The organism is Deltaproteobacteria bacterium, from assembly GCA_016874735.1.
Taxonomy (GTDB): Bacteria; Bdellovibrionota_B; Oligoflexia; order Oligoflexales; family CAIYRB01; genus CAIYRB01.
This window is the reverse complement of the sequence record VGTI01000003.1, coordinates 133647-146747: the sequence shown is the minus strand read 5'-3', so window position 1 is coordinate 146747 and position 13101 is coordinate 133647. Positions and strand designations below refer to the sequence as shown.

Annotated in this window: 10 protein-coding genes; 4 read left to right on the top strand and 6 right to left on the bottom strand. The window is 50.8% G+C overall.

Annotated features, from left to right (window positions below; all coding sequences use genetic code 11):
• Nucleotides 1-2 precede the first annotated feature (2 nt).
• From purQ to FJ146_03375, 4 genes are all read left to right on the top strand, one after another.
• Nucleotides 3-719, top strand: a complete 717-nt coding sequence (gene purQ / locus FJ146_03390) for a phosphoribosylformylglycinamidine synthase subunit PurQ (protein MBM4250990.1) — start codon at nucleotides 3-5, stop codon at nucleotides 717-719.
• Between the two features lie 17 nt (nucleotides 720-736).
• Nucleotides 737-3034 (top strand): phosphoribosylformylglycinamidine synthase subunit PurL, encoded by a 2298-nt coding sequence (gene purL / locus FJ146_03385; GenBank protein MBM4250989.1) that lies wholly within the window; start codon nucleotides 737-739, stop codon nucleotides 3032-3034.
• Between the two features lie 39 nt (nucleotides 3035-3073).
• Nucleotides 3074-4513 (top strand): amidophosphoribosyltransferase, encoded by a 1440-nt coding sequence (locus tag FJ146_03380; protein ID MBM4250988.1) that lies wholly within the window; start codon nucleotides 3074-3076, stop codon nucleotides 4511-4513.
• A gap of 121 nt (nucleotides 4514-4634) precedes the next feature.
• The gene (locus tag FJ146_03375; GenBank protein MBM4250987.1) at nucleotides 4635-5369 is read left to right on the top strand and encodes a ribonuclease PH; all 735 of its coding nucleotides are present in this window, start codon (nucleotides 4635-4637) and stop codon (nucleotides 5367-5369) included.
• A 17-nt stretch (nucleotides 5370-5386) separates the two neighbouring features.
• Here FJ146_03375 and FJ146_03370 read toward each other — a convergent pair whose 3' ends face one another.
• The 6 genes from FJ146_03370 to FJ146_03345 form a co-directional block, all read right to left on the bottom strand.
• Entirely contained in the window at nucleotides 5387-5908 is a 522-nt protein-coding gene (locus tag FJ146_03370) for a hypothetical protein (protein MBM4250986.1), read from the bottom strand.
• Between the two features lie 34 nt (nucleotides 5909-5942).
• Nucleotides 5943-8636: a preprotein translocase subunit SecA gene (gene secA / locus FJ146_03365; GenBank protein MBM4250985.1), complete on the bottom strand. Its 2694-nt coding sequence runs from the start codon at nucleotides 8634-8636 to the stop codon at nucleotides 5943-5945.
• Nucleotides 8637-8729: 93 nt separating this feature from the next.
• The gene (locus FJ146_03360) at nucleotides 8730-9482 is read right to left on the bottom strand and encodes a M23 family metallopeptidase (GenBank protein ID MBM4250984.1); all 753 of its coding nucleotides are present in this window, start codon (nucleotides 9480-9482) and stop codon (nucleotides 8730-8732) included.
• A 289-nt stretch (nucleotides 9483-9771) separates the two neighbouring features.
• Nucleotides 9772-10539 carry a Stp1/IreP family PP2C-type Ser/Thr phosphatase gene (locus FJ146_03355; GenBank protein MBM4250983.1) on the bottom strand — a complete coding sequence of 256 codons (768 nt, stop codon included), beginning with the start codon at nucleotides 10537-10539 and terminating at the stop codon, nucleotides 9772-9774.
• Nucleotides 10540-10694: 155 nt separating this feature from the next.
• Nucleotides 10695-11297: a hypothetical protein gene (locus FJ146_03350; protein ID MBM4250982.1), complete on the bottom strand. Its 603-nt coding sequence runs from the start codon at nucleotides 11295-11297 to the stop codon at nucleotides 10695-10697.
• 69 nt (nucleotides 11298-11366) lie between these two features.
• The gene (locus FJ146_03345; GenBank protein ID MBM4250981.1) at nucleotides 11367-13097 is read right to left on the bottom strand and encodes a ribonuclease J; all 1731 of its coding nucleotides are present in this window, start codon (nucleotides 13095-13097) and stop codon (nucleotides 11367-11369) included.
• Nucleotides 13098-13101 lie beyond the last annotated feature (4 nt).

Sequence of the window (13101 nt, the reverse complement as noted above, 5' to 3'; positions counted from 1 at the left end):
CCATGAAAAGGATAACTGCGACTGGCGTGCCGCGTATTGGCCTGATCGAATTTCCTGGCTCTAATTGCGATAGAGACTGTGCCGATGCATTTTGGCGTCATTTCGGCATTAAGCTTCAGCCCGTCTGGCATACGGAGCGAGTTCTGCCTAATCTGGATGCGGTATTGCTACCTGGTGGCTTTAGCTACGGAGATTATCTTCGGAGCGGAGCTCTAGCTGCGCACTCCCCAATTATGGCCGCGGTAAAGAGCTTTGTTGCTAGCGGAGGGCCAGCTCTCGGTATTTGCAACGGCTTTCAAGTTTTGACAGAGTCTCACTTGTTACCTGGTGCTCTTCTTCGCAACCAAGGCCGGAAATTTATCTGTAAAGCAGTTGATTTAATGGCTGGGTCTGGTGAATCCGTATACTGTCGCTCACTTGCTAGTCGACGTCTCAGGGTACCGATCGCACACGGAGAGGGTCGGTACCACATCGATAACGATGGACTGCAGCGATTACGTGATAACGGTCAGGTGGCATTTCGCTACGTTGATCAAAATGGCGCGGCGACTGCAGATGCCAACCCTAATGGTGCACTCGATAACATTGCCGGTATCGTCAGTGAAAACGGGCGAGTGCTGGGACTTATGCCCCACCCGGAGCGTGCAACTGATTTACTTATAGGTGGAAGCGCGGACGGACTGGCAATCCTTGAAAGTTTCCTTACTTCGTTTATGTGATTACACCTGAGGGCCCGATGAACTCCTCTTTTTCCGCTCCAGAATTATCAAAGCTCCCACGTCCCGATTTGATAGACGACAAGGACGGCGCCTCATTCACCGCACTACTACGAAAGCACAAAATAAGCTCAGACGAGTATGCCAAGATTTTGGATATTTTGGGACGGCGCCCAACCCTTGCCGAGCTTGGTATTTTCTCAGCCATGTGGAGCGAGCACTGCAGCTACAAGTCGTCTCGTGTACATCTTAAGAGGTTTCCGACCGAGGGACCTGATGTGGTTGTGGGTCCTGGAGAAAATGCTGGCGTCGTGCGTCTCTCTGGCAAGCTCTGCCTGGCCTTCAAGATGGAGAGTCACAATCACCCTAGCTATATCGAACCGTATCAGGGCGCAGCAACGGGTGTCGGTGGAATTTTGCGGGACGTTTTCTGTATGGGGGCTAGACCGATTGCAAATCTTAATGCATTAAGATTTGGTCTTCGAACTCATAAAAGAACTCCGCACCTGGTCGAAAATGTGGTCAAAGGTATCGGCGACTATGGTAACTGTGTTGGTGTGCCGACAGTAGCAGGCAACATATCTTTTGATGCGTCCTACAACGGTAATTGTCTAGTGAACGCAATGACCGTCGGAGTCATCCACGAGGATCGCATTTTTAAGGGTTATGCCAGTGGGCGGGGTAACCTAGTTATCTATTTGGGTTCAGCGACTGGTCGTGACGGTATCCATGGGGCATCGATGGCCTCGGGTTCGTTTGCAACTAAGGATGCTAATGAACGCAGCACGGTGCAGGTAGGCGACCCGTTTACTGAAAAGTTACTCCTTGAGGCAACTTTGGAAGTACTCGAAAAAGGCTTGGTGGTTGGCCTGCAGGATATGGGCGCTGCGGGACTTACATCGTCTGCGTTTGAAATGGCAGGAAGAGCTGGCAACGGCCTCTTCATGGACTTAGATCATGTACCGGTCAGAACAGCTGCCATGTCGGCATATGAATTGCTGCTGTCAGAATCTCAAGAACGCATGTTGATGGTTATCGAGCCTCATAGGTGGGACGAGCTGAAAGCCGTGCTAGACAAGTGGCAACTTGCCTGCACGGTCATCGGAGTTGTGACCGATACCGGGCGTGTTCAAATCCAACACCAGGGTCAACTCGAAGTTGATGTTCCCGTTGCACCGATGACCGATGCGGCCCCAAAGTATGAGCGGCCGATGAAGCCACGGGCCAAGCCTGAGGTAGACGGAAGCTCCTACAATAAGATGGTTAGTGACCTGGTGCTTCAGCGCGGACCGGAAGCCCTTTTGCTCGCCACTCTGCGTGATACGGGCGACAAAGAGAAGGTATATCGTCAGTATGACCATCATATCGGAACCCAGACCGTTCTTGGACCCGAAGAACAGGGCGCTGCCGCCCTCTGGGTCCGGTCCGAATGGGCAGATCCTAGCGAGCCGTTCCTAGGTATGATTGCAGTTGCGGCATGTAATGAACGGTACAACCGACTCGACGCTTACCATGGTGGCGCACACGCGGTGCTTAAGGCTGCTCGTTCTGTAGCTGCTGCGGGCGGTAAGCCACTCGCGATTACCGACTGCCTAAACTACGGCAATCCCGAAGATCCTGCGGTCATGGCTGATTTTTCGGCAGGTGTCGACGGCATTAGTGAGGCGTGTCGCGAACTAGCGGTTCCAGTAGTGAGCGGAAATGTGAGTCTATACAACGAAACCGATGGCGAGAGTATTGCGCCTACTCCCATGATTGGGATGGTCGGCAAGATCAGTGATGTCAGATTAAGTCCAGCTGCGACTGTAAAACAACCAACCCAACTCTTTCTGCTTTATCCAAAATCGGTAAAGCCAGAGTTTGGTGGGTCTCTAGCGGCAAAACTATTGGATCAGAACGGACGCCAAGGCGTCGCGCCGGCTATAGACTGGCTGGCGGAAAAAGAATCTATGAACTTCCTCCGTGAGGTAATTAATAACGATCTCGTTGCGGCCTGCCGCGATGTCGGAGACGGAGGTATTGTTACTACCGCCGTCAAAATGATTGCCAAGACTGACCTTGGACTGACCCTTAGGCTTCAGGCAAAGGAATTAGCTGGTTTTTCGGAGATTGAGCGCTATTTGGGGGAACTCGGTGGTAGCTACCTATTGGCAATCAAACCAGGCGCAGAGTCTAAGGCCTTGCAATTAGCGGCAAGTTTGCGATACAACGCCGTCGTTCAGGCAGGCCAAGTCGAGGTGTCATCGGTGGTCAGCTGGGGACCATGGACGACACCGCTGCAACTTTGCCAGCATGCCTTTACATCAAGCTTGGTCTAGTTGCGTAGCTCAGTTAATCAGCACATCGCTGAGGCATTCATGAAGTCGATACGCGAAGAATGTGGGGTCGTTGGGGTACTGGGTCATCCCGACGCTGCGAGTATGGTCTACCTTGGACTTTTTGCTCAGCAGCACAGAGGCCAGGAGGGGTGCGGTATCGTATCTCTTGAACGGGATGGCCAGACTGAGCAGGCCAAGTTCAATGCCCATAAATCATTCGGTCTGGTTGCCGAGAGTTTCAATCCAGCAATTCTCTCTCAGCTAAAAGGTGACTGTGCCGTTGGGCATGTGCGCTATTCCACCCAGGGTGGTCACATAATCCAAAACGTGCAGCCTTTTTATTTCCGCACATCGCTCGGTGCTCTCGCTATCGCCCATAACGGTAATCTGACGAATGCGGCCGCAATTCGGACGGAGCTAGAGCGTTCGGGTAGCGTGTTTCAAAGCACGTCTGATTCTGAGATCTTTGTCCATCTTCTCGCGCGAGCTGAGGCCCCCACCATCCTCGAGCGTATCTTTACAGTGATGGCAAAGGTCAGCGGGGCCTACTCGATGGTCATCCAGGCTGAGTCACGGCTTTACGCGGTTCGTGACCCGTATGGATTTCGACCCCTAGTTTTGGGCCAAAGACAAAATAGTTACATCGTAGCAAGCGAAACCTGTGCCCTAGATTTGATGGATGCAACGTTGATACGCGAAATACAGCCTGGCGAGGTCGTTGAGATCACTGCTGAAGGCTTGACCTCGCACTTCCCATTGCCTAAACGTCAAACGGCTTTTTGTTCGTTTGAGCCAATTTATTTTGCCCGTCCGGATAGTCAAATCTTTGGGGACGAAATTTACAGCCTGAGACGCAAGATGGGGCGCATGCTAGCAGAGGAGGCGCCCGCGCCAGATGCTGATATTGTGATCGCAGTTCCAGACTCCGGAGTACCGATGGCCGTCGGCTTTTCAGAGGGGGCCAGCCTTCCTTTCGAGCTTGGCTTGGTTCGTAACCACTATGTGGGGCGCACTTTTATTCAGCCAGCTCAAGAAATCAGAGATTTTGGCGTTCGACTTAAGCTGAATCCAGTGTTGAGTGTCCTAAAGGGTAAGAGCGTGGTCGTTGTGGATGACTCGATTGTCCGGGGCACAACTTCCGCCAAAATAATTCGGATGATTAGGCAGGCTGGCGCGAAGCGCATCCATATGCGCATTGGCTCACCGCCAATTACCTACTCGTGCTTCTATGGAGTCGATACCCCAGAGCGAGCCAAACTCCTGGCAGCGCAAAAAAATGTCGATGCCATAAGGGCCTATATTGGCTGCGATAGTTTGGCGTACCTGAGCATTGAGGGCTTGCGGTCTGTTTTAGGTGATTCTGATCCAGGTCGATTCTGTACTGCATGCTTCAACGGAAAATATCCAGAGTCAGTCCATGCAAGTATTAGTACCCAGCCCACTGATGCTTGTGGGCCCGGATTAAGGTCGGGGATTTGACATCGACCACTAAAGCAGATTTGATCTTCCACTCAAACCATATATTGGGTAGGTTGGCCGCCAAATTGGTACCCCACTGGGTACGGTGCCCTTTGCCAGTAGAGCTTGGAGTTAATTTATGTTGCGATCAGACGGCCGCTCATCAAGCCAAATGCGACCCATGAGGTTTGTTCCCCATTTCACTAAACATGCCACAGGCAGTGTTTTGGTGGAGTTTGGTGACACGAAGGTCATCTGCACGGTCTCAGCTGATGACGGAGTGCCATCTTTTTTGCGAAACGCACAACCTGCCCAGGGTTGGTTAACTGCTGAGTATTCGATGTTACCGGGCTCCTCGGGGCAACGGATCAGACGTGAACGGGGTGGTTCCATATCTGGAAGGACACAGGAAATACAGAGGCTCATCGGTCGTTCACTCCGCGGGATCATCGACCTCACTAAGTGCCCTGATCTTACTTTTACTATTGATTGCGACGTCATTCAGGCTGATGGTGGGACACGAACCGCCTCTATTACAGGTGGGTACGTCGCACTTAAGATGGCTGTTTCCAAATTGCTGAGAAGCGGTCGACTTAAACACAACCCACTGAATGATGCTGTTGCGGCGGTCTCTGTTGGGGTGAGGGAGGGTGAGGTCCTAGTTGATCTTGACTACTCTGAGGACAGCACAGCCGACTTGGATATGAATGTAGTTATGACGCAAAGTGGGAAGATTCTCGAAATCCAGGGCACCGCTGAGCGAGCAGCTTTCTCCAAAAACGATGTTTTAAAGATTATTGACTCAGCTTCGGAAGTGTTGCCGGCAGTATTCGAACTGCAACATGCGGCTGCAGATGGCCAGACAATCGAGTCATAGGAATTGCTCGGCCTAAGTTAGATCATTAGCACGTAAATTAAGGCCATAATTCCGATAATTAAAATTACGGCGGTGGTTCGTGATATCCAATCGGGGCGGACGATGACCGAGTCTAGTTGGCCACCGTCGTACATTGCCGTAGTTGTGGATTTAGGTTTAGATTTTGACACAGGCCTAGGTTTGCTGCTGCTTTTAGCAGCTCCGCTGATTGGCGCTTTTGTCTGGACGCCTGGTCCTGGGGTAGGAATCTCTCGGGCAGTGCTGGCCTCCGAATCTGATGACCTAGCCTGACGTGGTGGTGGTGGCGGAGGTGGCAATAGTACTGCCACAGGAGCCGGTGGAGGTGGTATCTCGTCGAGTCCTAAGACTCTCACGATGCCTGTTGCGTCGCTTTCTGATGAAAATACAGTTTTCGTGAATTGACGACTGGCCTCCTGTGCGTAGGGCAAATAGTCATCCACGGCCCTATGGACTAGGATCAGAACCCTAGAGACCACAGCCTCTTCCGGAGAATAGGTGAAATCCAGTATGCGACTCATGCTTACAGTCTAACACGAATTGGTGCCATACCATCTAGGCGTGTGCATCGTCTCCGGGTACGGAACCATGACACTTTTTAAACTTCTTACCTGAACCACATGGACATGGATCGTTTCTACCCACTTTGTCCATATCTCGTTTAAATGTCTGTGCCTGGGGCTGTGGACGGTTTGAAGGCCCGCCATGTGCTACTGTAGACCGTGACCCGTGATATATCAGATCACCACTCGAACCAGCATGAGGGGATTCCTGTTGCGGCTTGCCGTTTCCTGAACCGTTGCCTTCGGTTGCAGCATGGGGATCTGGATGTTGCATTTCGAGTAGCGAGTCATCAATTTCAGGCTCGGGCTCCAACTCTTTAGCTAAATCCTCGGGAGGCTGATCTGGAATTTCTACTGACGCTAGAGCTGTGGCCGACTCTTCCTCGATACGGCCCATCATTTCCGAGAAAAGACGGAAGCCTTCCTTTTTGTACTCTTGCAATGGATCCCTCTGTCCGTAACCTCTGAGGCTGACACTGTCCTTCAGGGAGTCCATTCCAAGCAGGTGATTTTTCCATGCCTTATCGATAACTTGCAGATACACCCAACTCTCCAAACGCTGAGTGTTCTCGGGTCCAATTTTATCTGTTTTAACTTTATATGCAGCCATCACCTGTTGCGTGACCTCCTCGACTACGAGGTCTAGCGGTGTATCCGTAGGGGAGAGTTTTTCAAGCCTAACATCGGTATGTAGCAGAGATCTTACCAGTTTCTGAACTTGCTCAAAGTCCCACTGACCAGCGCCTGTGCGTTCCGGCGTCACTTCGCTGAGTGCACCTGTAGCGATGTCAGTCAGCGCATGGTCCAGGAACTCAAGCCTTTTCTCAGCGTGTAAGGCCTGACGCCGCAAACTGTAGATGACCTGACGCTGTTGATTCATGACGTCATCGTATTCCAGAAGGTGCTTACGGCTTGAGAAGTTCTGTTCTTCAACTCTCTTCTGAGCACGGGCAATAGCGCGAGTGACCATCGGTGAGATGATCGCCTCTCCCTCTTGCATACCTAGGCGACCCATCAGAGCCGATAACTTATCTGACGCAAAAATTCGCATCAGGTCATCTTCCAGTGATAGGAAGAACTTGGACTGGCCCGGATCTCCCTGCCGACCGGATCGACCACGCAACTGGTTGTCGATCCGCCTAGACTCGTGCCTTTCCGTACCAACAACGTAGAGACCGCCAATATCCTTGACGCCGTCACCGAGCGTGATGTCCGTGCCGCGACCTGCCATATTGGTGGAAATCGTTACCTGGCCACGTTGGCCGGCAGAGGCGATGATTTCAGCCTCCCTGGCATGATTTTTTGCATTGAGTATTTCGTGCGGTATCCCGCGCTTCCTCAGCAAGCTCGATAGTAACTCAGACTTCTCGACCGAAACTGTACCAACGAGTACGGGTTGCCCTTTCTTTTGGGCCTCAGCAATTTCATCGGCGATTACATTGAATTTCTCGCGGGCAGTGCGAAAGACAACGTCCTCATGATCCTTACGAATCATGTCCCTGTTCGTCGGAATCACCACAACGTCTAGATTATAGATCTTCTTGAACTCGACGGACTCTGTGTCCGCCGTTCCTGTCATTCCGGCTAATTTTCCGTAAAGTCGGAAGAAGTTTTGGAATGTGATGGTTGCAAGCGTTTGCGTCTCGTTTTGTACCTCAACATGCTCTTTTGCCTCCAAGGCCCCGTGCAAACCATCACTGTACCGTCTACCCGGCATCAGGCGCCCGGTATGCTCGTCCACGATCACAACTTTGCCGTCACGCACCACATAGTCCACATCTTTCTTGAAAACCACGTGTGCTTTCAGGGCTTGTTGGACGTGGTGCAAGTGCTCGATATTACTTGGGTCGTACAGGTTCTCAAGGCGAAGTCGTTTTTCTAGCTTACTGATTCCGTCCTCAGTCAGTGCCACAGTTCTCGATTTTTCATCAAAGATGTAATCACTGTCTTTCTGTAGGCCAGGGATAGAACTGTTGACAGTTTGGTATAGCCCCAGGTTTGTTTCTGACGGGCCCGAAATAATTAGGGGGGTTCTTGCTTCGTCGATCAATATGGAGTCAACTTCATCGACAATGGCGAAAAAGTGATCTCGTTGCACTAATCGTGAGGGATCCGTCTTCATGTTGTCGCGTAAGTAATCGAAACCGAACTCGTTGTTTGTGCCGTAAGTGATGTCGCACTTGTACGATTCTCGTCGCTGGGAGTCGCTTAGTCCGTGGACAATGATTCCAGTGGATAGTCCGAGAAATCCGTAAATTCGCCCCATCCACTCTGCATCGCGACGTGCCAAGTAATCGTTCACCGTAATGACGTGAACGCCCTTGCCGGCAAGGGCATTGAGGTATACCGGAGCAGTCGCGGTGAGGGTTTTGCCTTCACCGGTTCTCATTTCGGCGATTTTCCCCTCATGCAACACCATGCCGCCGATTAACTGGACGTCAAAATGTCGCTTACGGTCGACCCGCCATCCCGCCTCTCTCATTGTTGCGAATGCTTCAGGAAGCAGTGAGTCTAGCGTTTCGCCGTTAGCGAGTCTTTGCTTAAACTCCGCTGTTTTTCCCTGGAGCTGAGCATCCGAGAGGCTCTTCATGGAGGCCTCAAGACTATTGATATGGGAGACGAGCCCCACCAATCGTTTTAGCTCGCGATCATTTTTGCTGCCGAAAATCTTTTTGAGGATCTGCATCAGGCTGCCCAATTCTTAATCAGTCGGGTTGTTGCATCTGGTGCAATATACCCTCTGGCTGAGACCTTGGGAAATAACAACTGAGGGTGGCAGTCAATAGATGCGGTAGACGTCAGCCATATCTAGGATGAACTTCTGGGGGTTTTCCAAGCGGCCGTTGATGACCACTTCATAATGAAGGTGGGGACCTGTCGCCCTACCTGTTTCCCCGACAGTTGCAATCTGCTCGCCACGACTAACCTTTTGTCCTGGCTGAACTAGATTTTGATGATTGTGACCATACCGCGTCACAACTCCATAACCGTGCGCAATCATTACAAAGTTTCCGAACCCGGCTTTGGCCCCAGTAAAGATGACCACCCCGTCAGCTGGAGCCAAAATTGGGGTACCAACCGGTGCCGCTATATCGACGCCGGCATGGGCCGTGCGCTCCCCCGTAAATGGGGACACACGAGTGCCAAATCCGCTAGTCACCCAGCCATCAACTGGGGCGACGGAGGGTATCGAAGACAATAGATTTTTTTGCTGGCTAAGCGTTGACAGTAAATGCTGCAATTCTAGGGCGTGATTATTAGCGGCATGGCCGATAGATGCTAAGCGGTCAAAAATTGGACGGAAGACAAGCTTGTCTATATTGAGGCCGACGGGCACGTAAGCATTTGAATCTTTTTTTACCTCTATGGCAGCATTGGCTTGCTGAGCGACGTTAAATTCTTCGACGGTCAATGGTCCGATCCCGGTTTTTTTCGCGAATTTCTGAACCTTCAGAGCGGTTAGCTCGGCAAGTTTTCCGGTATAATCCTGTACGCGTCGTAAGGCACCCTTTACATCTTCAAGGTTTTGCATGAGTAGTCTAGCTTCACCTTTCAGATCCTCGTTTTCAGCTGCCAAAGTCTTGAAGTTGTGACGAAAGTAACGCAGCTCGAGATAGTCAAAGAAGATAAATCCAGCCGCCGCTAATGCAATAAAGCTTAAAGCGAAAGCGGTCTTAATTAGCGACTCCGGGATCCGCACCTGTCTAGTAGCGCGACATCCATCAGGTATAATCATGATCGTAATTCGCTTCATGGTCAGGCGAGACCTCCGCAAGGCGGCAATGACATTCTTCGGCTTTTTATGCGGTAGACTTGGGAATTCAGGCTGGTGTGGCGAGGGTGAAGGAAATCTTTAAAATGACAGCTGTGATGTTATCTTCGCCCCCACGCTCATTGGCACTAGCAATGAGTACAGCAGGGGCATTGCTTTCGTGATTTGATAAAATTCCAGAAAGTTCCTTGTCTGAAACCTTACCATGCAGGCCATCGCTGCATAATAGAAGCACATCCCCGTCCTCAAGCGCAAGGCTGGTCGTGTCGACGTCTTCTTCCTCTTGATATCCGACACTACGAGTGATCACATTTCGCAGATGATGTAGATCGGCCTCCTCTTTTGTGAGTATGCCAGCCCTCACTTGCTCGCTCACTAAAGAGTGGTCATTGGTAACCTGATAAATGAAACCCCTTCGTAGCAGATAGCAACGGCTATCGCCGACATGAGCTACGTAGGCGAACTTGTCCACAACAATGACAGATGTTGCAGTCGTGCCCATCCCACGGAGTGACGGCTCTTCGAGCGCTCGTTCGTATATTTTAGTAGAAGCGTGATTTATTGCATTTGCCATTGCGTTGCTGATGCGGGCATCGGGATGTTGTCGCTCGCCGGAATTACTAAAAAGATTATTTTGTTGACGGAGAAATTGCGAAATCGAAGTCACACAGAGATTACTAGCAATCTCGCCACCAGCATGGCCGCCCATTCCATCGGCGACAATATAAAGTCGCATCTCTTCATCTATCAAGAAGGAGTCTTGATTGGTGGAGCGAACTAGTCCGATGTGGGTCGCGCCAGATGATACTACCGTAATTTTAACATCAGCAGCCAATCGACCCTTTCATTGGCTAATCGCAGCCTGCTAAGGGAGTGGAATCGAATAAATGGTACTTTGTTTTATTTTAACACGGCTTGAGGCCTGCTGGCCAGTTATCAATCAAACAAGAAGAAATTTATGGCAATTACGATCTAATTTAGGGTGCGGGCCAAACGGCCACACAGATATTCAGCTGTTGCTCCAGCAGCGCCTGCAAAATGTTGGCGCCACTGGGTGTGAGAATCGGGTCCTACGGCATTAGTGACGGCCAATACCACAGATAGACTGACCGCCTGGTTTATGACCTCATTTATGCAAGAATAAAGTTCCAAATTCTCGACACAATGATCCGGACTTAGGCTATCGGGTAGCTTGCTCACCAGGCTGATGCCAGGAGAACAGACGACGCGCCGCTCAGGTAGTGACGCACAGTATTGTGGAGGTGGTGGTAAGACGATTGGTGGGGCTGTGTCCTTAACCGTATAAGAAAGCTGCATACGCTCACACGTTGGCAGCCATAAAACCTCGCTCGCACGTATTAAGTGCATTTTCGAGAAGCTACCAAAGGTTCCGCAAGTTCCGACAAAAACAACATGCCTACCGCGACAGGCATCGGCAACCAACCGAGATCTTTTAGCGGCGTTGAGTGCGCCAATGCCAACCAGCTTGGTTAAAGGGTTTATTCCCTTTTCCTGTAATCCACTTACCAAGGGATCGAGCTCAAATTTAGCTGCAGCAATGACAACTAGTTCCACTGAGGTTCTTCCAATGCAGTTCTGAGTTGAAGAAACACAAACGGCGTGGTTCTAACACTGAGATTTAACCTAGTCCAAGAGATTTATGGAAAAATCAATGCAATGGATTTTTACCGAAACCACCGGTTTTTTTCTCAAAATACGTTGTAATTCTCTCCGAATAAACTGGCGAATTTCTTCGGAAGCCTGGGCGGCGGTGAGATTTTTCTGCAAAAGCAGCTGAGGCACGAGTTGCTTTATTTTACTCGCTTTTGCGCAGAGCCAATCCGACTTTCGCAAATTTTCAGGGAAGCCGATTCCAATCAGCTCTATCGTTGGCTCGACCACCCAAGTCTCGTTGGGTATATTGTAAACGCCGTCTACGCGCGCCATACCAAGCTCGCCAATACGTAGGCGTTCCCGAAGCTCTCCATAGGACATCAGACCACTGCCGTCGCTTTCAAGAAACTTTAACTCAATTTCGAGTCGGCCTATTATGGTGGTGCCCTCTTTATCTACGTCTATCACATCCCCAGACTCCACAATTTGAGCCTGGGCAACGGAGTTTGGCGTTAAGAGAGGTCTCTGATAATTTGCATTCAATTGGCTGAATGCGCCGTGAATCGGCAGAAAATTCTTCGGCCTGATAAGTTGCAATAATCTCCCGATATCACCGCCGTAAGCATGGCCGCTTACATGAATCCCCGGTGCCTCCCGGGCGGTAATCACCTTAGCTCCTAATCTTTGAACATTATTCGACAGACTTATCACCGCCTTTTCATTTCCGGGGATTAATCGAGATGACCAAATAACGGTATCTCCCGGATTCAGGCGAAAAAATCGATGCTCTCCGGCAGCTATGCGAGCGAGGCTAGAGCGCCTTTCGCCCTGGCATCCCGTCGCTAGCACCATCAATCGATCACGAGGGACGCTCGCGAGGAGTTCGTCGGCGATCCTTAGCTCCGGCGGTACTTCGTAAATCCCCACCGCTTTGGCAACATTCAGGGTATTTTCAAGACCACCACCGGTTATGTAAAGGCGACGTCCGGCGGCGCGGCAGACATCGACGATGGTTTTGATGCGCCAAAGGTTGCTTGAAAATGTGGTAACTACGGCAGCCCGCTCGCACTGATTGATGACTTTTAAAAGCGGCTCGTAGATGCTGTTTTCTGCGGGGCAAAAGCCGTCTTTTTCCGCATTTGTGCTGTCTGCAAGCAAAAGATCAACACCCTCGTCGCCTATACGCTTTAAGCGCTCTAGGTCCGCCGGCCGCTCAATAATCGGGTCTTCTTCAAATTTGAAGTCTCCAGTGTGAAAGATGGTTAGTCCGGGAAACCGCAAATTTAGCGAACACGCCATTGGGATCGAATGATTGATGTGCACATACTCGGCATCGAAGCCTTCGGTGACAACATGATCTCCTGGCGCAACGACTTTGAGCTTATATTGTTCCGGATCTCGACCTAACCTGAATAACTTGTTTCGAAGTAACTCTATCGTCCAGGCAGTCCCATACACAGGAGCAGGCCACTTTTGAAGGATATGTGGCATTGCACCGATATGGTCCTCATGGCCGTGAGTCAAAATGTAAGCGTATACACCACCGGCCTCTGCAAACCATTTGTCAACGTCCGGAAGGACCGCATCCACTCCCAAGCGAAAAGCATCGGGGAATCGGATTCCAGCGTCGACTACGAATAGCTTGCCTCCAGACAGAAAGCAGGTGAGGTTCATGCCAAACTCACCACACCCGCCTAGAGGTACGATGCGAACCATGCCAAGGTTTTGCGTAGGGGCGAAAATCTTTTCCTGAGCATCCAAGCTT

Bases quoted from the DNA above. Each gene is read 5' to 3' on its own strand.
- purQ (MBM4250990.1), top strand. From the start codon at position 3: ATGAAAAGGATAACTGCGACTGGCGTGCCGCGTATTGGCCTGATCGAA.
- purL (MBM4250989.1), top strand. From the start codon at position 737: ATGAACTCCTCTTTTTCCGCTCCAGAATTATCAAAGCTCCCACGTCCC.
- FJ146_03380 (MBM4250988.1), top strand. From the start codon at position 3,074: ATGAAGTCGATACGCGAAGAATGTGGGGTCGTTGGGGTACTGGGTCAT.
- FJ146_03370 (MBM4250986.1), bottom strand. From the start codon at position 5,908: ATGAGTCGCATACTGGATTTCACCTATTCTCCGGAAGAGGCTGTGGTC.
- secA (MBM4250985.1), bottom strand. From the start codon at position 8,636: ATGCAGATCCTCAAAAAGATTTTCGGCAGCAAAAATGATCGCGAGCTA.
- FJ146_03360 (MBM4250984.1), bottom strand. From the start codon at position 9,482: ATGCAAAACCTTGAAGATGTAAAGGGTGCCTTACGACGCGTACAGGAT.